Annotated in this window: 17 protein-coding genes; 10 read left to right on the top strand and 7 right to left on the bottom strand. The window is 66.1% G+C overall.

The features are described 5' to 3' along the window. Positions 1-87: 87 nt before the first annotated feature. From ACT53K_RS11430 to ACT53K_RS11410, 5 genes are read left to right on the top strand one after another with little or no spacing between them, the layout of a single operon-like run. Complete coding sequence (locus tag ACT53K_RS11430) at positions 88-951, top strand: glycosyltransferase family 2 protein (protein WP_476228776.1); 864 nt, start codon at positions 88-90, stop codon at positions 949-951. After that, positions 926-1,729: a ChbG/HpnK family deacetylase gene (locus tag ACT53K_RS11425; RefSeq protein WP_476228775.1), complete on the top strand. Its 804-nt coding sequence runs from the start codon at positions 926-928 to the stop codon at positions 1,727-1,729. Before ACT53K_RS11430 ends, ACT53K_RS11425 begins: the two co-directional genes overlap by 26 nt. A gap of 24 nt (positions 1,730-1,753) precedes the next feature. Beyond that, positions 1,754-2,278, top strand: a complete 525-nt coding sequence (locus ACT53K_RS11420; RefSeq protein ID WP_476228774.1) for an RNA polymerase sigma factor — start codon at positions 1,754-1,756, stop codon at positions 2,276-2,278. A 13-nt stretch (positions 2,279-2,291) separates the two neighbouring features. Beyond that, positions 2,292-3,266 (top strand): FecR family protein, encoded by a 975-nt coding sequence (locus tag ACT53K_RS11415; RefSeq protein ID WP_476228773.1) that lies wholly within the window; start codon positions 2,292-2,294, stop codon positions 3,264-3,266. Next, a complete protein-coding gene (locus ACT53K_RS11410) occupies positions 3,220-5,613 on the top strand; it encodes a TonB-dependent receptor (RefSeq protein WP_476228772.1) in 2,394 nt (797 codons plus the stop codon). Before ACT53K_RS11415 ends, ACT53K_RS11410 begins: the two co-directional genes overlap by 47 nt. A gap of 36 nt (positions 5,614-5,649) precedes the next feature. Here ACT53K_RS11410 and ACT53K_RS11405 read toward each other — a convergent pair whose 3' ends face one another. From ACT53K_RS11405 to ACT53K_RS11395, 3 genes are read right to left on the bottom strand one after another with little or no spacing between them, the layout of a single operon-like run. After that, a complete protein-coding gene (locus ACT53K_RS11405) occupies positions 5,650-7,095 on the bottom strand; it encodes an efflux transporter outer membrane subunit (RefSeq protein WP_476228771.1) in 1,446 nt (481 codons plus the stop codon). After that, positions 7,092-10,262, bottom strand: a complete 3,171-nt coding sequence (locus tag ACT53K_RS11400) for an efflux RND transporter permease subunit (RefSeq protein WP_476228770.1) — start codon at positions 10,260-10,262, stop codon at positions 7,092-7,094. The genes ACT53K_RS11405 and ACT53K_RS11400 overlap by 4 nt, the downstream gene beginning before the upstream one ends. Further along, on the bottom strand, positions 10,259-11,506 hold the full coding sequence (locus ACT53K_RS11395; protein WP_476228769.1) for an efflux RND transporter periplasmic adaptor subunit: 1,248 nt from the start codon (positions 11,504-11,506) through the stop codon (positions 10,259-10,261). The genes ACT53K_RS11400 and ACT53K_RS11395 overlap by 4 nt, the downstream gene beginning before the upstream one ends. Positions 11,507-11,605: 99 nt before the next feature. On the opposite strand from ACT53K_RS11395, the gene ACT53K_RS11390 reads away from it, so the two are divergent. Both ACT53K_RS11390 and ACT53K_RS11385 read left to right on the top strand, forming a co-directional pair. Next, positions 11,606-12,304: a response regulator transcription factor gene (locus tag ACT53K_RS11390; protein ID WP_476228768.1), complete on the top strand. Its 699-nt coding sequence runs from the start codon at positions 11,606-11,608 to the stop codon at positions 12,302-12,304. A gap of 51 nt (positions 12,305-12,355) precedes the next feature. Then, the gene (locus ACT53K_RS11385) at positions 12,356-13,717 is read left to right on the top strand and encodes a sensor histidine kinase (protein WP_476228767.1); all 1,362 of its coding nucleotides are present in this window, start codon (positions 12,356-12,358) and stop codon (positions 13,715-13,717) included. A gap of 103 nt (positions 13,718-13,820) precedes the next feature. Here ACT53K_RS11385 and ACT53K_RS11380 read toward each other — a convergent pair whose 3' ends face one another. Beyond that, a complete protein-coding gene (locus tag ACT53K_RS11380) occupies positions 13,821-19,391 on the bottom strand; it encodes an autotransporter domain-containing protein (protein ID WP_476228765.1) in 5,571 nt (1,856 codons plus the stop codon). Positions 19,392-20,107: 716 nt separating this feature from the next. On the opposite strand from ACT53K_RS11380, the gene ACT53K_RS11375 reads away from it, so the two are divergent. Next, the gene (locus ACT53K_RS11375) at positions 20,108-20,737 is read left to right on the top strand and encodes a phage tail protein (RefSeq protein WP_476228763.1); all 630 of its coding nucleotides are present in this window, start codon (positions 20,108-20,110) and stop codon (positions 20,735-20,737) included. A gap of 24 nt (positions 20,738-20,761) precedes the next feature. Here the strand turns inward: ACT53K_RS11375 and ACT53K_RS11370 are convergent, their stop codons facing one another. Beyond that, a complete protein-coding gene (locus ACT53K_RS11370) occupies positions 20,762-21,052 on the bottom strand; it encodes a DUF6916 family protein (protein ID WP_476228762.1) in 291 nt (96 codons plus the stop codon). A 94-nt stretch (positions 21,053-21,146) separates the two neighbouring features. On the opposite strand from ACT53K_RS11370, the gene ACT53K_RS11365 reads away from it, so the two are divergent. Then, positions 21,147-21,710 carry a GNAT family N-acetyltransferase gene (locus ACT53K_RS11365; protein WP_476228761.1) on the top strand — a complete coding sequence of 188 codons (564 nt, stop codon included), beginning with the start codon at positions 21,147-21,149 and terminating at the stop codon, positions 21,708-21,710. A 14-nt stretch (positions 21,711-21,724) separates the two neighbouring features. On the opposite strand, the gene ACT53K_RS11360 is transcribed toward ACT53K_RS11365, so the two are convergent. Together ACT53K_RS11360 and ACT53K_RS11355 are read right to left on the bottom strand one after the other, a co-directional pair. Beyond that, the gene (locus tag ACT53K_RS11360) at positions 21,725-22,897 is read right to left on the bottom strand and encodes a sensor histidine kinase (protein WP_476228760.1); all 1,173 of its coding nucleotides are present in this window, start codon (positions 22,895-22,897) and stop codon (positions 21,725-21,727) included. Beyond that, positions 22,887-24,131, bottom strand: coding sequence for a sigma-54-dependent transcriptional regulator (locus ACT53K_RS11355; RefSeq protein ID WP_476228759.1), 1,245 nt, complete (start codon positions 24,129-24,131; stop codon positions 22,887-22,889). Before ACT53K_RS11355 ends, ACT53K_RS11360 begins: the two co-directional genes overlap by 11 nt. Positions 24,132-24,306: 175 nt before the next feature. Between ACT53K_RS11355 and ACT53K_RS11350 the strand changes: the two genes are divergently transcribed. After that, positions 24,307-25,554: an efflux RND transporter periplasmic adaptor subunit gene (locus ACT53K_RS11350; protein WP_476228758.1), complete on the top strand. Its 1,248-nt coding sequence runs from the start codon at positions 24,307-24,309 to the stop codon at positions 25,552-25,554. Positions 25,555-25,557 lie beyond the last annotated feature (3 nt).

Genomic DNA, 25,557 nt, shown 5'->3' with positions numbered 1-25,557 from the left:
GGCCGCAACACGCTTGCGGCCGCGTACGCCTTCGCTTTGCCTAAAACGCCCCGCCCGACCGAATGACTTTGGGACGATGTTGGGCGCATGTATCTGGATCTTTCGGAGGATCGCTTCGGAGATGGCCATGGCCGGTTCACCCCGAACTGGACCGTGCTGATCCCGTTCTTCAACGAGCGTGACTATCTGGCCAGCACGATCGAAAGCCTTTCGCGGCAAAGCGTGCCCTTCACGCTGGTGCTGATAGACAATGGCTCGACCGATGACAGCAAGGCGGTGGCCGAGGCGGCCTGCCGCGCCCATGGCCTCGACTATCTGCTGATTACCGAACGGACCATCGGCAAGGTGGCGGCGCTGCGTACCGGCCTCAGCTGGGTCCGCACGCGCTGGGTCGCTACCTGCGATGCCGACACCTGGTACCCCCGGCATTATCTGGCGATGGCCGAGCAGGTGCTGCGTCGGCCGGGCCATGTGGTTGCGGGCGCCTATTATATCGACCCGTCGATGAGCGACTTTGCGCGCTTGCGCCGGGCAGCGACGATCCTCGCCGCAGCGCGGTTGATGCCGCGCCAGTCGCACACGGGCGGCGCCGGCCAGGCCTTTTGCACGCAGAGCCTGCGCGACGCGGGCGGGTTTGACATGGCCCGCTGGAATTTCGTGCTGGAAGACCATGAAGTCATCCACCGCATGATGCGCAAGGGCAGCATGGGCTATGCCGAGGCGCTGTGGTGTATGCCCTCCCTGCGCGAGCGCGACCGCGATTCCATCCGTTGGACGCTGGTCGAGCGGCTGCTGTACAGCGCCGTGGCGCCGTGGGCCGGTGACTGGTTCTTCTATCGCTTTCTGGCCGGCCGCCTGCGCCAGCGCCGCCTGCTCAGCCATCGCATCCGCGAACGGCAATATCAGACCATCGAAAGCCCGGTTCTTGCCACGTCTCACGCTGTGCGCTGACGATTTCGCCTATTCCCCCGAAATCAGCCGGGCCATTGCCGGGCTCGCCAGCGCGGGCAAGGTCAACGCCATCAGTTGCATGGCGGTGATGCCCGGCTGGCGGAAAGACAGCCGCCTGCTCGCCGACCTGCCCGCGCAGGTCGAAATCGGCCTGCACCTGACATTGACCGGGGAAGCGCCGATCACGGCCATGGCCGAGACGGCCCCCGGCGGCATTTTGCCAGACATCGATCCGCTGACACGCAAGGCAGGCCGCTGGCAGTTGCAACTGGTCGAAATCGCCATCGAAATTTCCGCCCAGTTCGACGCCTTCGAAGCCGCGATGGGCCGCGCGCCCGATTTTGTCGACGGGCACCAGCATGCCCATGCGCTGCCCGGCATTCGCGATCTGGTGCTTACCGAAGTTGCCGACCGCGCGCCGCGCGCCTGGATCCGCGATTGCACCGATCGCATCGGCGCGATGCTCCGGCGGCCGTTTCCGGGAAAGGCGATAGGCAGCGCATGGCATTGCCGCCGCCTGCGCCGCGCAGCCGCTGCCCTGGGGCTGCGGACCAATGACAGCTTTGCCGGTCATTATGATTTCGCCGGCGACTATGCCGTGCTGTTCCCCCGCTTTTTGCGGCGTCCCGGCGCCCACCATCTGGTGATGTGCCATCCCGGCGCGGGGCTTCGCCCGCACGATAGCATCGCTGCGGCGCGAATTCGCGAGGCCAACCTATTGCGTACGCTGCCAATCGCGGACATGGCTGCAGCAGCAGGTCTGGCATTTCCCGCCTGACCGGCCTCGGGAGACGAGAGTTCGGTGACGGACGCCGGGTTAAAGGCGGTGTTTCTTGCGCAGCGCCCCATGCTGTTGCGGCTGCTCGCCGCGCGACTGGGCAATCGCGACGATGCCGAAGACGCATTGCAGGACATGTGGATGCGGATCGACCAGCTCGCGCAGCAGCCGATCGCCCAGCCGGCCGCCTTTCTCTATCGCGTGGCGGCCAATCTGGCGACCGATCGCCGCATCGCCGCGCATCGCCGCAGCACCCGCGACGCGGTGTGGCTCGACGGCCAGCCCGGCGCCGAGGAACTGCCCGATGCGGAACGGGCGCTGGTCGCCGCGAGCGATTGGCAGACCGTGCAGGAAACCATCGAGGAAATGCCCGAACGCATGGCGACGGCGTTGCGCATGTTCCGCCTGGAGGGCCATTCCCAGCGCGCGATCGCCGATCAGCTCGGAATTAGCGTGAGCGGCGTCGAGAAGCTGCTGCAACGCGCCTATAAAAAAATTCGTGACCGATTGGACGAAGATGGTGCGGATTTCGGGGGGGCACGTCGTTAGATGATCGAAAGGGATGCTAACCGTGCGATCTGAAGGGGCAGAGACGATCGATGTAGCGATCGCGTGGCACCTCCGCCTGCAAGAGGCGGACGATGCCGCGTGGGGCGCATTCATCGAATGGCTGGAGGCCAGCCCCGCCCATGCGGCGGCCTATGACCGCGTCGCTGCCGACGACCGGATGATCGCCGACGCCCGCTTCCCGGAGGCACCGGTGGTGGCCGGAAACGACAATGCGCCGGTTGCAGCGCCCGGCCGGCGCTGGCGCTGGTATGCTGGCGGCGCCATCAGCGCAGCCGCTGCGCTGGTGGTGGCCCTTGCCGGCCCCGCACTGCTGGCGCCGCGCGCCTCCGCCTATCAGGTTGCGACGGCGGCGGGCGAATCGCGCGTCGTGACGCTTTCCGACGGCACGATGATCGAGATGAGCGGCGGCACCGCGCTGAAGCTCGACCATGCCAATGCGCGCGTTGCAACGCTGGAGCAGGGCGAGGCCGTGTTCCATGTGCGCCATGACGCGGCCAATCCGTTCACCGTGACCGCAGGCGGGGTCTCGCTGCGCGATCTGGGCACCGTGTTCAACGTCGCGCATGAAAGCGGGCGCGTGTCGGTCGCGGTGTCGGAAGGCGCAGTGCTTTTCCAGCCGGGCGAATCGGCGGTGGCGCTGCATCCGGGCGATACGCTGACGGCGCGCGAAAGCGGGGACGCCGTCATCCGTAGCAAAGTCGCACCCGAATTGGTGGGTGGATGGCGCCAGGGCACGCTGAGTTTCGGCGGCGAACCAATGCGGGAGGTTGCCGCGACGCTTCACCGGCTCTATGGCATGGATATTGTCCTGAAGGGCGAGTTGTCGGACCGGCCATTTACCGGCATGGTCCATTTTTCCGGGTCCGCCGATCGGGATGTTCCGCATCTGGCCGAACTGACTGGGGCGACGTGGCGACGCAATGGCGGGCAGTGGATATTGTCGGAGCAAGCGCCCGCCGGCCGCTAGACGCCTTTACTGCCTTGCCGCATTTGCGGTTCTGTTTCCCGTTGCAGCACACGCCCAGCAGGTAAGCGTCTCGATTCCGGCAACGACGCTGGACGCCGCGCTTGCCAGCCTCGGTCGCCAGAGCGGTGCCGAGATCGTCAGTACCGAACATGGCCTGCGCAACGTCCGCACCCCCGCCGTGCAGGGGAATCTTCCGGTCAGCGTCGCGCTTGCCCGCCTGTTGGAAGGCAGCGGCTATCGCGCGATCATCACCCAAAGCGGCGCCTATCGCATCGTCCGCGGCACACAGCGGCCGGCACCGCAGCCGCACCCCCGGCATCAGGCACGTGCCAGCGCAGCGCCGCCCCCGCCCGCGGGACCCAATGAAGTGGTCGTCACCGCGAGCAAGCAGCGCATCACCCTGCTGCGCTATCCTGGCAGCCTGACCACCGTTTCCGAGGCCACCGACAGTTCGCACGGCGCGGGCACGATCAGCGACCTGACCCAGAGCGTTCCGATCCTGCAAAGCACCCAGCTGGGCGACGGTCGCAACAAGGTATTCATTCGCGGCATCGCCGACAGCAGCTTCAACGGCAGCACGCAAGCGCCGACCAGCGTCTATCTCGACGATGTCCAGCTCAACTATTCAGGCCCCGAACCTGGCCTGCGCATGTATGACATGCAGCGCGTGGAGGTGCTGGAGGGGCCGCAGGGCACGCTCTATGGCTCCGGGGCGATTGGCGGGGTGATCCGCCTCACCACCAATGCACCGAACCTTGCGCGGTCCGAAGTTTCGACCAGCATGGGCGTGACCGCCACGGCAGGCGGCGAAACAGGTTTCGACAGCGCCGGCATGGCCAATCTGCCGATCCTTACCGATCGCGTTGCGCTGCGTGCGGTCGCATATCACACCCGTGACGGCGGCTATATCGGCGATAACGAGCGCAAGGCATCCAACATCAACCGTGTCGAGACCAGCGGCGGCCGCCTTGCGCTTCGCGTCGCCCCCGGCGATGGCTGGCGCGTGGATGCCAGCGTGCTGGGCCAGTGGATCGAGGCGAAAGACGGCCAATATGCGGAGCGTGTCGAAGGCCCGCTCGCGCGACGCTCGCGCATCGACCAGCCCTTCGATACGCGCCTGCTGTTCGGCCGGCTGGTTGTAACGAAGGACTGGGACAGCGGCCTGCACTTCGTGACCGCGACCGGTATCACCGGCCTGCGCACCCAGGAACAGTTCGACGCAAGCCCGCGCAGCCCGAAAACGCCGCTTCGCATCTACAGCCCGGATCATCACAAGGATCTGTTCACGCAGGAGGCACGGCTGTCGCGCTCGCTGCCCAACGGCACCTCCTGGGTCGTTGGGCTCAGCGTTATCAGCGACAGCGACGTGCTGGTGCGCAGTCTGGGCGCGCCGAACAATGACGTATCGATCATCGGTGTCACCAACGTCACCAACGCGGGCTCGGCCTTTGGCGAAGGCACGTTCGCGCTGACGCGCAATCTGTCGATCACCGCGGGCGCGCGCCTTACTGCCGCACGCATCGATGGCGACCCCTCGGCCGCGCCCAAACCAACTACCTTCATCCACGGCAGGCGGACCCGGCGCATCGATCCGACGCTGGCAACGTCGTGGCGCATCGCCCCGCAATTCGCGGTATTCGCACGCGTGCAGACCGGCTATCGCACCGGCGGTCTTGCCGTTGCGACCGGCGTCGGGCGGGTTGCGGACTATACGCCCGACGACATTACCGTGGGCGAGATCGGCGTGCGCAAGCTGCGCCGCGGCCTGACCGGCATCGCCTTTTCGGGCAGCGCTTCCACCGCCTATTGGACCAACATCCAGGCTGACCTGATCAACAAGAGCGGACAGCCCTATACCGCCAATATCGGCGATGCGCAGATCACTGCGCTGGAAGGCAATGTCGACTGGATACCCTTTCTCGGGCTGCGCGCCGAAGGATCCTTCCTGTTCACCAACAATCATGTGAACGGGCCGATTGCCAACCAGTCGAAGAAGAACAACCGACGGCTGGCGGAAACGCCGCCTTTCGCGGGCCACGCCGCGCTCAGCTATCAATGGTCGCTGGGCAAGGTTTCGCCGCGCATTGGCGTGTCCTTCGACTATATCGGCCGTTCGGTGCTGGGCACGGGCGACTTGTTCGACGTGAGCCAAGGCAATTACTGGACGGCCGGGCTGGTGGCATCGGTGGGCTTCAACCGCTCGGAAATCAGCATCACGGCCAATAACCTGACCAACAGCCACGCGAACCAGTTCGCCTATGGTAACCCCTTCACCCTGGGGTCGCGCGATCAGACGACGCCGCTGCGGCCCTTCAACGTCCGCATCGGCCTTACAACCCATATGTAACCGGGCCCCATGTAGCCCGGCCACCTGTAACCGGGCCTATTTCGCCACTGCTGCAAAGGCGGCGGGGTCCGTACCGCAAGCCAAATACAGCGCCACCGTATCGCTCAGCCGCGCGGTCTTCGCCTGCACCAGTTGCACCGACGCCTGCGATGCTGCCGATGCGGCTCCCAGCAATTGCAGGGTACCCAGCGCGCCCAGTTCCACCTGCCGCCGCGTCATCGCCAGCGTGCGCGAGGCCGCCGCATCGGCGCGGGCGGCCGCATCCAGCGCATCGCCATCGGTACGCAGGCCGGCAATCGCGTCGTCGACGTCGAGGAACGCCTGCAGCGCGGCGGCGCGATATTCGGACTTTGCCGCGTCGAGCGCCGCCTGCGCCGCACGCTGCTCGTGCAGCAACTGGCCCGAATGGAACACCGGCTGGGTGATCCCGCCGATCAGTGAGAAGAAGGGGTTGCCGTCCTTGAACATGTCGAGGAAGCGCGTTGCAGAACCGCCGGCATTGCCGGTCAGCTGTACCGTGGGCAGGCGCGCGGCAATCGCGCTTCCCAGATCGGCGGCGGCCCCCTGTACCTGCGCTTCAGCGGCGCGAACGTCCGGACGGTTGGCGACGATGTCGGCGGGAAGCGCGAGCGGCAGGCTGGCCGGCAGGTGCAGCTCGGCCAGCGTGGGCAGGCTGGTCCCTGCCCCACCCGGCGCCTCGCCCAGCAACTGCGCGATCAGCCCGGCCTGATGCTGCAACTGGCGCTGCAGCGGCGGCAGCGTTGCCTCCACCGTGGCCAGCGCCGTCTGCTGCGCCGAAACATCAGCCTCACCGATATCGCCCAGCACGCGCCTCCGTTCGAGCAGCGCAACAAGCTGGCGGTTGTTTTCGATCGCGGCCTCTGTCGCCGCGATCTGCGCCTCCAGCGAGGCGTGCTGGATCACCGCCAGCACCAGATTGGCAACCGCCGTGGCCCGCGCCGCCGTCAGCCGGTGCGCGGCCACTTCCGCTGCGGCACGCGCCGAGCGGACGTGGTTACGCCCCGCCCCGAACAGGTCGAGCGGATAGGCGACCGTCAGCTGCGCCGTATGCAGCGTGTAGGTATAGGTGTTCTGGTCGGCGAGCGGGCCGGACAACGCGCGCGAGATGCGCGTGCGCTGCGCCTGATAATTGGCGTCCACCTGCGGCCCGGTCGAGCCCGAGGCGGCACGCGCCAGTTCTTGCGCCTGGCGCAGATTGGCCTCGGCGGTGGCGAGGTCGTTATTGTGCGCCAAGGCCTGCGCTACCAGCGCATCCAGCTTGTCGCTGCCGAAGCTGTGCCACCATTGCGGCATCTGCGCCGCGCCGGCGACCAGCTGCTGCGCTGGCCCGCTGGCCGGCGCGATGGTCTGGCCCTCGCGCGCGGGCGGCATCGGCACCGGCGCCGACACATTGTGCGGGCCTACCGTGCAGCCGGCGAGCAGCGCCAGCGACAGAAGAGAAATCGGCTGGCTACGCATCATGCCTGCTCCATCGGGGTGCCATCGGCATGCTGCCGGCGTAGGGTGTGACCATGCGCACCCTGATGCCGCGAGAAGCGCAGGATCAGCGGCGGCAGCACCAGCAGGATCAGCAGCGGGGCCAGCGTCATGCCGCCCACCACTACCAGCGCCAGCGGCTTCTGCACCTGGCTGCCGATGCCGCTGGAGACAGCGGCAGGCAACAGGCCGATCGCGGCGGCAAGGCAGGTCATGATCACCGGGCGCAGGCAGTGGCGCACCGTCACTGCCATGGCGCTTTCGTGGTCCATGTCTTCGTTGACATTCTGGTTGAAGGTGCTGACGACCAGAATGCCGTCCATCACCGCGATGCCGAACAAGGCGACGAAGCCGATTGCCGCCGAGATGCTGAACGGCGTTCCGGTCAATGCCAGCGCGAGCACGCCGCCCACCATCGCCATCGGGATCACGCTGAACGACAGCAGCGTGTCGCGCACCGAGCCGAAATTGGCGAACAGCAGCACCAGGATAAGCGCCAGGCTGATCGGCACCACCACTTCCAGTCGCGCGACGGCGCTGGTCAGGTTGCCGAGTTCGCCCGCCCATTCGAGGTGATAGCCCGGCGGCATCTTCACATTGCGGGCGATGCGCGCCTTTGCCTCGTCGATCGCGCCGCCCAGGTCGCGGCCGCGAACGCTGAACTTGATCGGAACATAGCGTTCCTGATGCTCGCGATAGATGAACGACGCACCCGAGGTGAGCTTCACCTGCGCCACTTCGGACAGCGGCACCTGTACCAGCCCGTTGCCGCTCGGTGACGGCGCGCCAATCTGGATGCGGCGGATCGCCTCGATATCGTTGCGCTGCGCAGGATCGAGCCGCACCACAATCGGGAAGTGCCGGTCGGTCGACTTTTCGTAGAGATCGCCGGTCGACTGGCCACCGATGGCGGCGGAAACGGTCGAATTGATGTCGTCCGGCGTCAGGCCATAGCGTGCGGCTGCTGCGCGATCGATGTCGATGCGCACCGTCGGCTGACCGAGCGAGTCCGACACGCCCAGATCGGCAATGCCCTTCACCTGCGCCATCTGCGCCTTGATCTGGTTGGCGATCGATTCGAGCGTCTCGAGATCGCCGCCGTAAATCTTGAGCGAGTTGGCGCTCTTCACGCCCGACGACGCCTCTTCGACATTGTCTTCGATATATTGCGAGAATTCGAAATCGACGCCCGGATAGCGCGCGGCCAGCTTGGCCTGCAGTTCCGCCGTCAACTTCTCCTTGGTCACCCCCGAAGGCCAATCCTCGGCCGGTTTCAGCGGCGTGTAGAATTCGGCATTGAAGAAGCCGGTAGGATCGGTGCCGTCATCGGGGCGGCCATGGGTGGAAACCACCCGGTCCACTTCGGGATAGCTGGCGATGATCTTGCGGATGCCGTTCACCGCCTCTTCGCCCGCCTCGAGCGAGATCGAGGGCGGCAGCGTCGCGCGGATATAAAGGTTGCCCTCTTCCAGATGCGGCAGGAACTCGACGCCCAGCGTGCGTACCGTGGCAAAGGCGCCCACGATCAGCAGGGTCGCCAGCCCAAAGGTGAGCACGCGGTTGGCCAGCGCGAACGAAATTGCCGGGTCCAGCACGCGGCGCAGTTGCCGCACCACCCAGGTATCCACTTCGCGCAGCTTGTCCGGCAACAGCAGCGCCGACAGCACCGGCGAGACGGTGAATGCGGCGAGCAGGCCGCCGGCGATGGCATAGGCATAGGTCTTCGCCATCGGGCCGAAGATATGCCCTTCCACGCCGGTCAGCGTGAACAGCGGCAGGAAGCTGGCGATGATGATGGCGGCGGCGAAGAAAATGCCGCGGCTGACATCGCTGGAGGCATGGAGGATCGCCGAGAAGCGATTGGCATGGGTCGCGTGGATGCGACCTTCCGAAATCGCATGCGAGCGGTCTGCAAGCCGGCGATAAATCGCCTCCACCATGATTACCGCGGCATCGACAACCAGGCCGAAATCGAGCGCGCCCAGCGACAACAGATTGGCCGATTCCCCCTGGATCACCAGGATCAACACCGCCACCGACAGCGCGAACGGAATGGTGATGGCGACAATCAGCGCGCTGCGCAGATTGCCCAGGAACAGCCATTGCAGGAAGAAGATCAGCAGCACGCCCTCGACCAGGTTGTGCATCACCGTGCGCGTCGTCACGCCGATCAGGTCCGACCGGTCATAGATGCGCTCGATCTTCACGCCCGGCGGCAGGATACCGCTGGAGTTGATCGTTTCGATCTCCTGCTTCACTGCCTTGATCGTCGGCAGCGACTGGGCGCCACGCTGCATCAGGACGATGCCCATGACGATGTCGTTGTCCTGCCCTTCGCCGGCGACACCCAGGCGCGGCAGGTTGCCGACCTTCACCGTGCCGACGTCGCGCAGCAGCACCGGCGTGGTGCCGGCGGTGCCGACCAGCACGTTGCGGATCGCATCCACCGACTGAATCAGCCCGACGCCGCGCACGATGGCCGCCTGCTCGCCGAAATTGACGGTCTGGCCGCCGACATTGGCGTCGCTCTTGCCGATCGCCTGCAGCACCTGCGGCACGGTCACGCCATGCGCGACCAGCTTGTCGCGGTCGAGCTGGACTTCGTAGGAGCGCAGCTTGCCGCCCCAGCCGGTCACGTCGATCACGCCCGGAATGCGCTTGAAGCGACGCTGAAGCACCCAATCCTGGATCGTCTTCAGGTCCATCACCGAATAGCCGGAGGGGCCGGTAAGACGATAGCGATAGATTTCGCCGATCGGGCTGGTCGGTGAGATGAGCGGCTGGGCGTTGTTGGGCAGGTTCCCAAGCTGCGAGAGGCGGCTGAGCACCAGCTGCTGCGCCTCCATATGCGTCACGTCATAGCTGAACTGGATGCGCACGTCCGACAGGCCGAACAGCGAGATCGAGCGTACCGCCGTCAGATGCGGCAGGCCGGCGATCGCCACTTCGATCGGGGTGGTAACGTTGCGCTCCATCTCCTCGGCGGAGATGCCGTCGCTCTGCGTCACCAGTTCCACCATCGGGGGAACCGGATCGGGATAGGCCTCGATATTGAGGTTCATGAAGCCGAGGATGCCGGCCAGGATCAGGCCGATCAGCACCGTCAGCACCAGCATACGCTGGCGCAGTGCCAGTTCGACGATGCGGTTCATTGCTCGAGGCCCGCCTCGTTCACGAACAGCGCGCCCTTGGTGGCGACCCGCTCGCCCGACTGCAGGCCGCTGAGCACGCGCGTAAAGCCGCCTTCGGACGCGCCCACCTTCACCATGCGGCTGTGCAGCGCCTTGTCGCTACCGAGCACCCAGACGCGGGAATTGTCGCCTTCATGGATAATCGACACGGAGGGAACCAGCACCCCCGCTCCACCGCCGATGGCGCGGCGAATGACAAAGGACGCGAACATCTGCGGCTTCAGCGCGCCGTCCGGATTGGCGATCGTCGCGCGCACCGGCAGGCGGTGGCTGGCAGGATCGAGTGCGGCGGCGATATAGTCGATCTTCGCGGTAAACTCGCGACCGGGCAGCGCCGGCGTCGTCACCGTCACTTCGTCGCCCAGCTGGATATTGGCGGCATCGCTTTCGGCGAGCTGCGCGACCAGCCAGACATGGGCAGGGTTGGTGATCGTCATCACCGGCGAACCGCCACCCGAAGCGACGAACTGGCCCGGCGCAACGCTGCGGTCAGCGACTACGCCGGCCACCGGCGCACGATAGACCACGAAGCCGGTGCCGCCCTGCGCGCCCGTCTCGCCCGAGGCGCTGCCGAACAGGCCGAGGTGGTCGCGCGCCGCGCGTGCGGCAGAGGCCGCCGTGCGCGCGTTCGACTGCGCCGCGACCAGATCAGCCTGGGCCTGCAGATAATCCTTCATCGCGCCGCCCGCGCTCTGATAGATCGCCTTTTGCCGCTCAAAATTAGCCTGGGCGAGCCGCAGCGCTTCGACAGCGCTCGCCTCCTGCGCGCCAGACGTCAGCAGCGCTCCGCGCGCGTCGACCAGTTCGGGCGAGGCGATGCGGAGCAGCGGCTGGCCACGCTCCACGCGCTGGCCCAGCTCGACCAGCACCGCCTGCACCTGGCCCGAAAAGGGCAGCAGGATCGGCGTGCTGTGATCGGCGTCGGCGGCGATCGAGCCGCTGGCGCGCAGCAGTTCCGAATTGGCGCCCGCCGAGACGGTGGCGAACTGGATCTGCGAAAGCTGGTCGGCCGTCGGCTTGAACGTATCGGGCGAGGCAGGCGCCTCGGGCGCCGGCTTCGGCGTCAGCGCGGACTTCACCGCCCAGCCGATCACGAGCAGCGCGATTACCGCGCCGACGATCAGCACCAGAAGCCGCCACTGGGCTGCAGTGTCGAAGCGGCGCGGCTCGGGCAGCAGCGCGCTTTCAGGGGTTTCGCCGGTCACGCGCGGATCTCCAGGGTCATCATCTGCAGGGAATTATAGAATGGCTTGCTCATGGTGCGCTGCGGCAGTAGCGCCCTTGGCTTACGGGCAGCTTACGGGGTGGCGGCATTGCGTCTGCTGGTGGTGGAAGACGATCTGGCGCTTGCCGCAGCGCTGACGGGCGCGTTGAAACGTCGCGCCATCCAGAGCGACCATGCCGCCGGGTTCGCTGATGCGCGGCAGATGCTGGGTGCCGCACATTATGCGGCCATGCTGCTCGATCTGGGACTGCCCGATGGTGACGGCCTCGCCCTGCTCCGCACGCTGCGCGCCGAGCGCAATACCATCCCGATCCTCGCCATTTCGGCGCGCACGCGCCTGGACGACCGGATCGAAGGCCTCAACGCCGGTGCCGACGACTATGTCATCAAGCCGTTCGACGTTGAGGAGCTGATCGCCCGCCTGCACGCCGTCTTGCGCCGTCAGGGCGGACTGGCGGGTCTGGCGCTGGAGGCCGGCAACGTCGCGTTCGACAGCCAATCGGGCGACTGCACGGTCAATGGGCAACCGGTGCAGCTTTCCGCGCGCGAACGCCAGTTCATGGGGCTGCTGCTTCGCCGCGAGGGTCAGGTGGTCAGCAAGCAGCTTGCCGAGGACCAGCTGTACGGGTTGAGCGAACCGGTGGGGTCCAACGCGGTCGAGGTACTGGCACATCGCCTGCGCCGCAAACTGGAAGGCGCCGGTGCGACGGTTCGGATAGAGACGATCCGCGGGGTCGGCTACATCTTGCGGTCCGGGACTGCCACGGGCGTGCGCTGAGCCCGTGCGAACGGCATGGATGCGCGCGGCAGCTTACGGTACAGCCATTCCATGAAATGGTGGCCGCGCTCACTGATCGCGCGAATCCTTGTTCTGGAGCTAGGCGCCATCCTGGTGGCCGCCGTCGCGCTGCCGATCCTGCTCGCCTCGTTGCTGCACAAGGAAGTCAGCCGCTATCAGTTGCAGACACTTGCCGAACAGGCCTGGGTCATTTCCGGCGCGATCCGGCACAATTCAGGGCCAGCGCGCGTGCAGCTCGGGTCGGGGCTGTCCAGCGCCTATGCCTCACCCTATGATGGCCGCGCCTATGTGATAACGGACGCGGCGGGTCGGTTCGTCACGGGCAGCGCGCATGTCGAGCTTGTGCCATGGCAGCAGGCGCCGCGTCTCAACCGGCTGACCCCTTTCCGCGCCGGGGCATTTATCGGCGTGAGCATGCCGTTCGAGCGCGGCACGACGCGCGGCTGGGTAATCGTTACCCAGGATGAGGCCGGGCCGGGCGCGATCCTAGACGATGTCGTCCATGCGTTCGTGCGCCGCTACAATCCGTTGCTGGTCGCCATCCTCTTGCTGTTACCCCTGATCAATAGCGTGCTGATCGGGCGGCTGGTACTGGCGGTACGCGCCGCGTCCAACCGGGCAGCAACGATCGGACCCGGCAATCTCGACCTGCGCCTGGAGGAAGAGGGCCTGCCGCTGGAAGTTGCACCGCTTGCCCATGCGACCAATGCGCTGCTCGTGCGACTGCAGGCGAGCTTTCGCCAGCAGTCGGAATTCATTGCCAATGTCGCGCACGAACTGCGCACGCCGCTCGCCGCACACCGTGTCGAACTTGAGGGGGTGGAGGATGCCGCATTGCGGGCGCATCTACGCGGCTCGATTGACCGGCTGACGCATGTCGTTGCCCAGTTGCAGGACCTGGCAACGCTTGAGACGATCACCGAAGACCGGTTCGAGCGGTTCGACGCCACCGACTTCGCGCGTGCCCTGGTAGCAGAGCATGCGCCGGCCGTGCTGGCAGCCGGCGACAGCATCGCGCTGGAAGCGCCCGACGCGCAGGTTCTGATCCGCGGCAACCGCACCCTGGCCAGCATCGCCCTGTCGAACCTGTTGACCAATGCCAGCCGCCACACCCCGGCCGGCACGCAAATTACCGTGGAGGTGATGGCCCCCGGTTGCATTGCCGTGCGCGACACCGGTCCGGGTATCGCCGCCGCTGATCCGGAAGCAGCAATCCAGCGATACTGGCGCGCCGACCATCAGCGTTCCGACAGCGCCGGGCTGGGGCTCTCGATCGTCCGCCGCATCATGGAAGTCCATGGCGGGCAGCTCACGATTTCCAGCACGCCGGGGCGCGGCGCGACCTTCACGCTTGCCTTTCCGCCCGCCGCAAGCGGGAGCGAAGGCGCCTAGAGCATTTTCAAGTTGACCGTTACGGTCAACGCCTCCGAAATGCCCCCCTCCGAAGAGGAGGAGCGTCTTCACTGAAGGTGAAAACGCTCTAGCCCTGCCCTCCTCAGAAGGTTTTGCTCAGCCGCAGCCGCAACTGGCCGGTCTGCTCACCCACGCCGCCACGAATGCCGAGCTCCATGTCCAGCATCCAGCGCGACAGCGTAGATAATCGCCCGCCGACCGTCAGCTGATATTGCTCGCGCTTCCAGCCAGTGGTCGAAAAACCATAGACCGATGGACCGTCATAATCGGCATAATCCAGCGTCTGAAGGCTCGCGCTGCGGAATTCATGCAGCCACTCCGCACCCAACCGCGGACTGATCTTGGCAAAGCCCAGATCGCGCGTGAACTCGACTCGCCCGCCCAATGCGCCGGTGAGCGAATGGATGCGACGCGCATCGAAGCGCAGCGCATACCGATCCGACCCGGTCTCGGTATAGGCGTTGAGCGTACCGTCGAGGAATTCCACCCGGCCATAGCTGGACCAGCGCACCCCGCCCTCGCGTCGGTCGACGCCGAAGGACAGCGCGCCGAAGGTCATGTCACCGTTGCGGCTGCCCGAAGCGATGCTTCCGTCGGCCGTGATCGTGCGGCGAGTGCGGAAATCGAGCGTGCCATGGCCGACCATCGTGTCGACAAAGGTGCCGTCGAGCGGCTCGAAGCTGCCATAGCCGGCATAGACCTTCGTATCGCTGCGGACGCGGGCTGCCTGGCCATCGATGCGACTGATGTCGCTGCCATAGCCGCCGCCGATACCCACACTGCCCCATTCGGCAATCCGCACATCGGCACCGCCCGACAGGCCGCCGCTCGACAGGCTGATGCGCGCGCGGTTGCTGCGCCGATCGAGCGTGCCGATTTCGACCGAACCGCCCGACCACAGCGCGATCGAACCGACCGGCCGTTCCTCGCCGCTCCCGCCACGTGACGCACGGCGCGACCGGTTTCCGCTACCTGCAGCGTCGCCCCCGGCGGCATCCCGCTGCCCCGGCAGCACCCCGGGCAGACCGTTTAGGGACATGTCGCCCATCGAGCCGCTCTCGACGCCACGGTCGCTAGTGCGGCCGTGCTTCCAGTCGGCAAAGGCGATTTCGACATCATGGCCGGTCATGTCCGGCTCGCGACGTGCACGCAGCAGATCGACCAGACCGAACCGCACGCCCAGCGGGTTGGTCGCGCCGCCGCCATGGTGCAGCTGCTGCGCGCGGGCCATGAAATTCGCTACCTGTGCGCGGGCGAAGCGACGCGCCGCCTCGGCCTGGGCATCGGACAGCGCCCGCACGACCGGATCGGCCGACGGATCAGGACGCGCTGTGACGGTGACGGTTACGTCCGCCGGCTGCGAGTCGCCGAACAGATTGGTGAGCGTGTAGCGCACCAGGATCGTGCCGTTGAAATGCGGCTTCGTCGTCACATTCAATCGATAGCTTGGCGACAGAGGATCACCGATCTGCTCGATGCTGGTGGTGGCGGCCGAAGACGGCGTGACACTCACGATAGTCGCGCCGCTGAACGGGCCGCCGGTCGCCCCCGCAGTCAGATCGACCGAAACCGACTGCGCATCGCCGACGCTCGCCTTTTTCGGCTGCGCGACCGGCGCGACCGCCGCGACGGTGATCGTGACCGTCGCCGGCACCGATCGGCCGCCCGGCCCAACCGCAACGAATTCGAAGCTGTCTTCCCCGACAAAGCCTGCCTTTGGCAGATAGGTCGCCGTCCAGCCGCTGACCGCCTGGGCCCGCAGTCCGCCTTTGGCGGTGGACGTGCCAGGGCCGATCAGCGTGACCGAGCCATTTGCCGGCGGGGTGGAGATTTCGAGCGTATCGAACACGCCCGAAACCAGCGCCCCCAGATTGACATCAACGCTCGACCCGCCTTCGACCATCGCGCCTGTCGCGGCCGCGCTGGTCGGCTTCGGTTCCGGCGGCGGCGGTGTCGCGACAGTAAGCGAAACGGTTGCCGGTGCCGAGCTACCGCCTGGACCGCTCGCTATATAGGTGAAGCTGTCGGCGCCGTAATAGCCGCTGGTCGGCACATAGGTCGCGGTCGTCCCGCTGATCGTAACGGAGCCATGCGCAGGTGCCGTACCGACCGCCACGCTGGAATAGACTCCGCCGGGCTGCAGCGTGATCGCCTGTCCGCCGCTATTATAGGGCACCGATGCGGTAACGGTCGCTGCAGCCGGGGCGGCGGGCACGCTGACCGTGACAGAGGCCGTCGCCGGCGAAGAGGTACCGCCCGGGCCCGTCGCCGTATAGGTGAAGCTGTCCGCACCATAATAGCCGCTGGTCGGCACATAGGTGGCCGTTGTGCCGCTGATCGTCACCGCACCATGCGCGGGGGCCGTAACGACCGCCAGGCTCGAATAGACTCCGGCGGGCTGCAGCGTAATCGCCTGGCCGCTACTGTTGTAGGGCACAGCCGCGGTCACCGCGGCCGCAGTCGGCGCGGCCGGCGTCGCCACCGTCAGCGACACCGTCGCCGGGGCGGAAGTGCCACCCACGCCCGTGGCGGTGAAGGTGAAACTGTCGGCACCATAATAGCCGGCGGCAGGTACATAGGTGATAACGTCGCCCGCGATGCTGGTCGTGCCATGCGCAGGCGCGGTTGCAACCGCAATCGCGCTGTGGGCGCCGCCGGTAATGCTGGTGGAAAGATCGATCGCCGTTCCCGAGCTGTTATAGGCGACTGCCACCCCGGTGCGGTTGGCGGCGACGGGCGGCGCAGCGACAGTGATCGTCTGGTTGATCGGCGTCGCCGCCTCGTGATTGGCGTCCCCCGCCTGGCTGGCGACGACGACGCAACTGCCTCCGGCCGTGAAGCTGACGTTGCTGCCACTGATCGTGCAGATGCCGCTGCTCGAAGGCGAGATGGCGTAACTGGCGGGCAGGCTGACGCTGGACGTCGCGGTTACGGTGTAGCTGGTGCCAATGACAGCGGGCGACGGAGGCGTCGAAGTAAAGCTCAGGGTCTGGTCGCCCTTCGCCATCGTGCCCGAGACTGCAGCGCCCGTTGCAGTGACCGCCGGACTGGCGGCATCCGATACGGTGATCGTGTAGCTGAAGGCACCTGCCGCAGTCGGGGTTCCGCTCACGATACCCGTAACGCTGTTGAGGCTGAGACCTGGTGGCAGCGTTCCAGCCGTCACCACAAAGCTGTACGGCGCTACACCGCCGGTCGCGATGCTGTTCTGAATATAGGGTGTCCCTACCTTGCTGGCCGTCGGGCCGCCTGACGTGAGCACCAGCGTCTCGGGCATTACGGTCAGGCTACGGCTGACGGTCGGCGCAGCATTCCAGGTGCCGTTGCCCGCCTGATCGGCCGCGACCGTGCACGTCCCAAGCGCCACAAGCGTCAGGGTGGTGCCGGAAACGGTGCAGGTGCCGGGGGTAGTGCTCGAAAAGCTGACGGTCAGCGCCGCGCTCGACGTAGCCGTGAGCGTCAGTGGGGACGCAGACCGCGCGGCGTTGGACAAGGCCGCGAACGTAATCGTCTGGTCGCCCTTGGCAACGGTGAATGTCTGCTGCGCCTGCGTCGCGGCAGCGTAGCTGGCGTTGCCCGCCTGGTCCGCGTTGATGCGGCAAGTGCCCGGCGCGGTGAACGAAACGCTACCGCCGGACAACGCACATATTCCATTGCTGCTTGAATCGACCGTGAAGCTGACAGCCAGGCCTGAGCTGGCGGTAGCTGCAGGGCTATAGGCGGAACCGCCCACCTTGGCGCCGGCAGGTGCCGTCGAGGTGAACGCGATGGTCTGGCTGCCGATGCCGACAGAGAAACTCTGCTGCACCTGCGGCGCCGGATCGTAACTTGAGTTGCCCGCCTGGTTGGCGTTGATGCGGCACGTGCCGACGCCCGTGAAGCTCACTGCGCCGCCGCTGATCGAACAGACCCCCGAACTCGACGAGTCGACCGAGAACGCGACCGTCAGGCCCGACGTCGCGGTCGCGGCAGGCGTATAGGTCGCGCCCCCGACCGTTGCAGAAGCGGGCGCGGTGGAGGTGAAGCTGATCGACTGAGCCACCGGACCGGTCACTTCCAGGGTAAAGGTGTTGGACGCGGTCTGCGACAGCGCGTCGGTGATGGTGACGGCAAAGGTCGTCACCCCCAGCGTCGTCTCCGGCGTACCGGAAAGAAAGCCGGTGCTGGAGTTGAAAGCGAGACCGCTCGGTATAATTCCCCCGCTGATCACGTAGGTAAAAGGCGCCTGGCCGCCAGTTTGCGAAATCGGCTGGACGCTCGTAGCCGTGCCGGTCGTCAGTCCGACCGCGCTTATGCTCCGTGTGGCGCTCAAGACAGCGACCGCCGTGAAACTGCTGGTGCTGGAATCCACCGAAACATTGCCCGCAGCATCGGCCGCGCGCGCCTTCACGCTGTGGCTACCAGCGGTGAGCGCGGACAAGGTGTAGCTCCAGTTGCCCGATCCGTTCGCGACGGCGGTGCCGTCGGCATTGCCGTCGAGATAGACGGTGACCGTGCTCGATGCCTCTGCCGTACCCGAAACCGTCCGCTGCGAGACCAGCCGGGTCGATCCATTTGCAGGCGCCGATATCGCCGGCGCCGACGGCGCAGTGGTATCGACCGTCCAGCTATGGCTGGCCGCAGTGCTCGTTCCGCCAACGTTGGTCGCACGCACCTGAAAGCTGTGTGTGCCATCGGCCAGCCCGGTATAGGTCTTGGGGCTGGTGCAGGCAGCAAAACTGCCGCCGTCGATCGCGCATTCTGCAGTGCCGCTGGGGAGCGTGAACTGGAAGATCGCGTTGCCGATATTGGCGAGTGAAGGCGGGGTGGTGGTGATCGTCGGCACCGCCGGCACCGCCACATAGGTGAACTGGTCGGCAGCGCTGGTCGCGCTGGTACCGCCCGGAGTCGTGACGGTCACATCCACGGTACCGGCGCCAAGTGCGGGAGACGTGGCCGTGATCTGTGTCGCGCTGTTGACCGTAAAGCCGGGCGCCGCCGTGGCGCCGAATTTCACCGCAGTCGCGCCGGTAAAATTCATGCCGGTAATCACGACCGACGTCCCACCCGCCGTCGCACCGGAAGTGGGCGCCACCCCGGTCACCGTGGGCGCGCTCGCAAGGGGCGTTACCGTGGTCGTGTCACTGGCGGAAGGCGAATTGCTGGCCCTGCCACCGGACAAAGTGACGCCCGGCGTCAGGCTGGCGGCAGCATTGTTGGCAACATTGAGCCGCAGCGTCAGCGGATTGCCGCTGCTCCCGCTCGCGACGCTGTTCGAATAGGTGCAACTGGTCGAGGTGCAGCTCCAGCCCGTGCCCGTCCCGCCGTTGAAGCTCATGCCGCTGGGAATGCTTAGGGCGAGCGTGAGATTGCCGATGGTGTAGGAGCCGCTGCTCACGCTGGGCGTGATCGTATAATCCACGGTCCCGCCCTGCGAGGGCGTGCCCGAATGGGTCATGGAGACGCCCAGCGACGGGGCCGTCCAGCCCGCGGGCGTGCAGGTCACCGTCATCTGGATGGTTGCGGTACCGGCACCGCGGCCATCATACACGCCGACACCGAGAAGACTTACGGCGCTGCCGAGCGTGTAACTTCCTGTGTAGGGGCCGCCCTGTCCGATTTTCGCTATCGAAGCGTCATTAACATCGTAGTTGGGAAGAGGATCGCTCTCCACTCTCACGCCAGCATAAAAAACATCAGGATCGGACGTCCCGGAAAAATTACTGACATTAACGCTATAATTTATAATGTCCCCTGAATAAAATGAATACCCATTAATATATGAAATTGAAAAAACTCCACCATTATTACTATCCAGAATAGACTGATACGAAGAACTCGCCCGCATGAAATTCATCAAATACGAAGAATCATGAAGAGATGCATTATTGGAGCTAAAATTTCCTGACGAGATACTCCCCGTAAGATCCATCAGACCATTATTTACAGCCGCACAGCCGGTGCTCTGCGCCTGGGCCGCAGCGGGCGCCAGCAATGTCGCGGCGAGCGCCGGGACCAACAAGGCCCTGCCCATGCGCCAGCCACGAGCGAAAATCGCCGCATATGCGCCGACAATGGCCTCAACCTGCATCTCACCCCCATATGCACGCACGGCAATCCGAAACGATGACAACAACTTACAGACCTATAAGTCCGGAAATCACCACCATTCCCGATTTACCCCCCTTTAATCATGCCATTTCGGCGATTTTCCCTCAACACCACAAGACAACTCAAAGCACAATCCAAGCACGCTTCATTCGTACAACTGTGACATAAGTGGCTATTTCTGGATGTTTTTTATTTTACATCCATTACGGCTCTACATTTCCTGCAAACGCTTCTACAGGCGGGCTATGGTCGCCCGTGTCTTTTAGGAGGGAGATGACGATGGATCCATTTATCGGGCAGATCATGCAGGTCGGGTTCAGATATGCACCCGTCAACTGGATGAACTGCGACGGCACGATACTGAAGGTCGGCCAGAATCAGGCGCTGTTCGCCCTGCTCGGCAACAGTTTTGGCGGCAATGGCGTCACGGACTATGCGCTGCCGGATGCGCGCGGGCGCGTATTCCTCGGCGCCGGAAGTGGCCCGGGCCTGACACCGCACGTTGTCGGCGCAAAAGGAGGCCTTGAGCAATATTCCCTCAGCCAGGCGCAGCTTCCGGCTCACAACCACACTGCGACCTTTGCCGCGACTGGCTCGCCCCAGTTTACCGGGCGTCTCACCGCACTGGCGGGCTCTACCCTTGCCAATGAGGTGGCCGCCCCGGAGGCGGGAGCACATCTCGGCTCGGTATTCTCGGCCTCCGGCAGTCCCAAATTTTATGTGCCCGCCGCCAAAGCGTCAGGCCTCACCCCCGTGGCGCTGGACGGCGTTTCCGGTCAGGTTTCGGGCATCACCGGTGCAGTTACGGTGAACCCGGCAGGAAGCAGCGCGCCGATTTCGGTGATGCAGCCGTTCCTCGCCGTTACCACGATCATCGCCTCGGCGGGCGTCTGGCCTGAACAGCCCTGACGCGCCGCCGATCGCGCGGAAAAGTCAGGTGAAGAGCGCCTGGTAACGGCGTGTCGGCCCCTTGGGCAGCAACTGGGACAAATGGATGTCGTGCGGGCCGCCACGGCCACAATCGATTTCATAGGTCTCGTCGAGCAACACGACATCCCACGGCGATTCGAAGAGCAGCAAAAAGGGTTCGCGAAAATCGGCGCCGATGATCGGCGGCATCCGCCGCAGTTCGGCAAGCACGAGTTCGACGGGATGCGGTGCGGTGTTCACCCGCACCGCACGCCCCACCCATGGTTCGAAATCCTCGGGCGTTGCGAGGCGCATCGTCTTCCTCTTTTCTCTATAGGCTAGTCGCGACTAGTTTGCCGCAACCACCGCTTCAGCAAAAGCCGATGGAACGGAAACGGATGTAATCCTGATGGCGCAACAGGCAGACGCGCTTAGCCTTCCACCCTTTCCAACGCAGCATTCCTCATCCGCCGAGGACGCCCCGCTGCCGTCGGCGCTCTGCCTCCGGCACGCGGACACGGCCGACCTGCCGTTCCTGCTTCAGCTCTATAGCGCCCTTCGCGCACCGGACCTCGCCGCCGTGCCATGGGGGTCGGCGGAAAAGCTTGCCTTCGTCGCCGATCAGTTCCGGCTGCAGCATTGCCATTATCTGCGCGAGCACCCGCATGCGGACTATTGGGTGATCACGGCTGCAGACTCTGCGCAACCCATCGGCCGGCTATCGCTCGACCGGCAAGGGAGGGAGTGGCGACTAATGGAAATCAGCCTGTTGCCCACTGCGCGCAACAAGGGCCTGGGTAGCGCGCTGATCGGCTGGATTCAGGGCAATGCAGCGACACGAAAGGCAGCGATCGGCCTGCATGTCGCACGCGACAATCCCCGCGCCTGCGCGCTCTATCTGCGTCACGGCTTCAGCCAATCCGAATCGCAATTTCCAACCCATTATTTTCTGCGATGGAAACCGGCCGACTGACACCGGCGCGACCCTTATCCCCCCGCCGGCACCTGCGGCAGCCGGGCTTCAAAGCAGGCCCCCTGCCCCTCCATCAGCAGCAGATCGCCGCCATGCGCCAGAAATATCTGCCGGGCGAGCGCGAGACCGACGCCGCTACCCTGCGCCTTGGTAGTGAAAAAGGGGCGGAAGATCGCACCACGATCGGCAAGGGCGATGCCCGGTCCGTTATCCTCCACACGGAATAGCGTGCTGCCTGCCTCGCGGAGCAGCCGGATTTCTACGTGCCCGCCGTCCCCGACCGCTTCGGCCGCATTCTGCAACAGCGCCCATAGCGCGGCGCTCAACTGATCGGCATCGGCGTACAGCATATGCGGTCCCGCCGCCGTCAGGTTCAGCACCACCCCGGGCCAGCGCGTGGCAAACAACCGGGCGAGATCGGCGACCAGTTCGCTGGCTTCGACGCTGCCCATCGTCGGCGCCGGCAGACGCGCCAGTGAGCGATAGGCATCGCCAAAACGCTGCAACCCCGCAGCGCGGCGCGCCACCGTTCCCACCGCGTCTCGGATCGCCGGCAGGGCGGGTGTATCGTCCTCCAGCATATCCGCCGCGGTGCGGCTGAGCGACGCGATCGGGGTCAGCGCATTGACGATTTCGTGGCTGAGCACCTGCACCAGGTCGCGCAATGTCGCCGCCTCCGCGGCCTTCAGTTCGGCATCGATATCGATCAGCGCCGCGAGCTTGCTCTGCGCCCCGCCGAGTGCAAAATCGCTGCTGGTAAGGGCATAGCTGCGGCCGCCAAGCGCCACCGTGGCGGCCCGTCCGACCTGCTCGCCTGAGATCGCTTCGACCAGCCCGGCCGGTGGGTCCGCCACCAGATCCTCGGCCCCGAACAGGCGTCGCGCGGCGCGGTTGATCGCATAGAGCCGCCGGTCGCCGTCCAGCGTCACGATCGGCGCCGGCGACAAGTCGAGCAGCGCCGTCAGCCGCCGCTCGCGATGGGCGCGGTCCACCGGCGGCGGTGCCGCGACAGGTTGCGGCAAGGGCGGGCGCGCATCGGCCCACCCGGTCGCCAGCGCCCAGAGTGCCGCCAGCGCAGCCACCAGCGCCGTTGCGTACAGCCCACGCTGCCAGCCGATCGACAGCGCCACGCCGGCCAACATCAGCAACAATCCGCGCAGCAGCGCCGCCCACCGCCTAGAGTCCATATTTCGCCATCCGCCGATAGAGCGCAGCCCTTGTCAGCCCCAGTTCGGCCGCCGCCCGGCTGACGTTGAATGCGTGACGCTTCAGCGCCGCCGCCACCAGGGCAGCCTCGCTGCGGTTGAGGTTCAGATCTGCCTTGATCGCGCGCGGCTCCAGCATGTCCGCCTCCAGCGCAAGCCCCAGCGCCGCGACGTCGATCACCGCACCGCCACCCAGCAGCACCGCCCGCTCGATCACCTGGCGCAGGCCGTGTACGCCTTCGGGCCATGCATCGGCGGCAATCGCACGGGCCGCTTCGTCGGTCAGCGACCGCAAGGGCTGGCCGTACCGACCCGCGAACAGCGCCAGAAAGTGCCGCGCGAGCAGCACCGCATCCTGGTCCCGTCCTGCAAGCGGCGGCATCGCAATCTCCACCGTGTTGAGCCGAAAGCGCAGATCGTCGATCAGCGCCGCACGCAGGCCGCCGCGGTCCAGCCGGCTGGTGGCGAGCACGCGGATACCCGCCAGCCGCCGCGCCAGTTCGGGCTGGAGGGCGGGAGCGAGCCGGTCGACTTCCTCGATCAGCAGCGTCGCGTCCGCCGCAGCAGCGACGCGCGCCTCGATCATCGCCAGATCGGCCACCGCTGCGTCGAGTGTCACCAGCGGGCGTTCGGCGCGCGAGGAGGCGCGGTGGAGCATCTGCGCCGCCAATGTCTTGCCGCTCCCGGCGGGACCGGTCAGCAGCACTGCCGCATCAGTGGGCGCCACCCGAGCGATCAGCGCGCGCGCGGCCTCGATCTCAGGCGCCTCACCCAGCAACAACAGCGCCTCTTCCCCGGCCATGGCGGGCGCCGCCGCCAGCCGCGCCCTGCGCAACGCCACCGCCCGGTCGACCGTGGCAAGCAGCCGCTCGTTGCTCCACGGCTTGATGACGAAATCGCTCGCCCCGCCGCGCATCGCCTGCACTGCCACGGCGATGCCGCTATGCCCGGTGACCACCACAACCACGGCATTGCGATCGGCCGCGATCAGCCGGTCGAGCAGGCGGAACCCCTCCTCCCCGCTGGTTCGCCCACGCGCGAAATTGAGGTCGAGCAGGATCGCATCCACCGGCCGCTCCGCCAGCCGCACCCATGCCGCATCGGGATCAGCCGCGCCGATCACCTGCATGCCGTTCCGCTCGAGCAGCAGCGTGGCCGCGCGGACGATATCCGGATCGTCGTCGATGACGAGGATGACCGGTGATTCGGAGGACACGGGCTTGACGGCTCCTGACAAGTGTTCGGAATCGAACACTAGCTTGCCAACTGTTCGGGCAAAGCGCCAGCCACTTCCATTTTATGACAAATTATCATCTATTTAGCTGCGAACGTGCGCTTGCTGTACGCTGCCGGACATGGAAGCCCCCTCTCTCCCGAACAATGGCGCAGCGATGGATCGCCGGATCGAGCGCCCCCATGCGCGTCGCCGCAAGCTGATACTGCGCGGCGCGATCGGTGTGGCGGTCGTTTTGGCGGCGGCGCTGCTCTGGTGGTGGATGCCCGCCTCCGGATCGCTGGCGGTCGATGCCGCGACGATCCGCACCGCCCCGGTTACGCGCGCCGCCTTTGCCGATTATGTCCCGCTGCGCGCGCAGGTGGCACCGCTCCAGACCGTGTACGTCACGGCGGTCAGCGGTGGTCAGGTCGAGGCGCTGCTTGCCAGCGATGGCCAGTCCGTCGCGGCCGGCGCGCCCCTCGCCCGGCTGGCCAATCCCAACCTCGCGCTCGATGTCGCCAGCCGCTCGGCCAATATCGCCGGCCAGCTCAGTTCGATCAGCGCCCAGCGCCTGTCGATCCAGCAGAGCCGCCAACAGACCGGCCGCGACATCGCCTCCGCCCGCAACGAACTGGCCAAGGCCGAGGCGCTGCTGCGCCAGAAGCAGATCTTGTTCGACAAGCAGATCGTCACAGCCGCCGCGCTGGCGCCGCTGCGCGACGAAGTGGCGTATCAGCGCGCCCGCCTCGCCGCGCTCACCAAGGGCGCGCAGGAAGCCGACAAGATGCTCGCCGACCAGTCCTCCGGCGTCGACGCGACGGCCGGCGAGCTGCGCGAGAGCCTCGCGATGACGCGCGCCGGCCTCGCGGCGCTGGTGGTGCGCGCGCCGGTTGCAGGCCGGCTCACGGCCTTCACGCTGCAACCCGGGCAGATGGTGAAGCCCGGCGACACGGTGGGGCAGGTCGATTCCGAACATGCCTGGAAGCTGACCGCCGATATCGACCAGTTCTATCTCGGCCGCGTCCGCAACGGCCTCAACGCCGTCGCCGATCTCGATGGTCGCGCTATTCCGCTCACCGTCATCAAGGTACTGCCGCAGGTCACGGAAGGGCGCTTTCGCGTCGAACTCGGCTTTGCCGGCGCGCCGCCGACGGGCCTCAACCGCGGCCAGACGCTCGACGTGCGCCTTACGCTCGGTGCCGACCGCCCCGCCGTGGTCGCCCCTGCCGGTGGCTGGCTCGACGCCGGCGGCACAACCGCCTTCGTGCTGACCAGCGATGCCAGGGCCGTGCGACGGACGATCACCACCGGCCGCCGCAATCCCGACCAGGTCGAAGTGACCAGCGGTCTCGCCCCAGGCGACCGCATCGTCACCAGCCCGCTCGCCACCTACGCCCCCTACCAGACCCTGCTCATCCGATAAGGA

The organism is Sphingomonas sp. DMC8 (assembly GCF_056314185.1).
The sequence above is the reverse complement of the archived record's forward strand: the minus strand, read 5'-3'. Positions and strand labels throughout refer to the sequence as shown.

Excerpts from the sequence above, each read along its gene's own strand:
- ACT53K_RS11370 (WP_476228762.1), bottom strand. The coding sequence starts at position 21,052 with ATGCGCCTCGCAACGCCCGAGGATTTCGAACCATGGGTGGGGCGTGCG.
- ACT53K_RS11400 (WP_476228770.1), bottom strand. The coding sequence starts at position 10,262 with ATGAACCGCATCGTCGAACTGGCACTGCGCCAGCGTATGCTGGTGCTG.
- ACT53K_RS11405 (WP_476228771.1), bottom strand. The coding sequence starts at position 7,095 with ATGATGCGTAGCCAGCCGATTTCTCTTCTGTCGCTGGCGCTGCTCGCC.
- ACT53K_RS11415 (WP_476228773.1), top strand. The coding sequence starts at position 2,292 with ATGCTAACCGTGCGATCTGAAGGGGCAGAGACGATCGATGTAGCGATC.
- ACT53K_RS11375 (WP_476228763.1), top strand. The coding sequence starts at position 20,108 with ATGGATCCATTTATCGGGCAGATCATGCAGGTCGGGTTCAGATATGCA.
- ACT53K_RS11385 (WP_476228767.1), top strand. The coding sequence starts at position 12,356 with ATGAAATGGTGGCCGCGCTCACTGATCGCGCGAATCCTTGTTCTGGAG.
- ACT53K_RS11410 (WP_476228772.1), top strand. The coding sequence starts at position 3,220 with ATGGCGGGCAGTGGATATTGTCGGAGCAAGCGCCCGCCGGCCGCTAGA.
- ACT53K_RS11350 (WP_476228758.1), top strand. The coding sequence starts at position 24,307 with ATGGATCGCCGGATCGAGCGCCCCCATGCGCGTCGCCGCAAGCTGATA.
- ACT53K_RS11365 (WP_476228761.1), top strand. The coding sequence starts at position 21,147 with ATGGCGCAACAGGCAGACGCGCTTAGCCTTCCACCCTTTCCAACGCAG.
- ACT53K_RS11430 (WP_476228776.1), top strand. The coding sequence starts at position 88 with ATGTATCTGGATCTTTCGGAGGATCGCTTCGGAGATGGCCATGGCCGG.
- ACT53K_RS11360 (WP_476228760.1), bottom strand. The coding sequence starts at position 22,897 with ATGGACTCTAGGCGGTGGGCGGCGCTGCTGCGCGGATTGTTGCTGATG.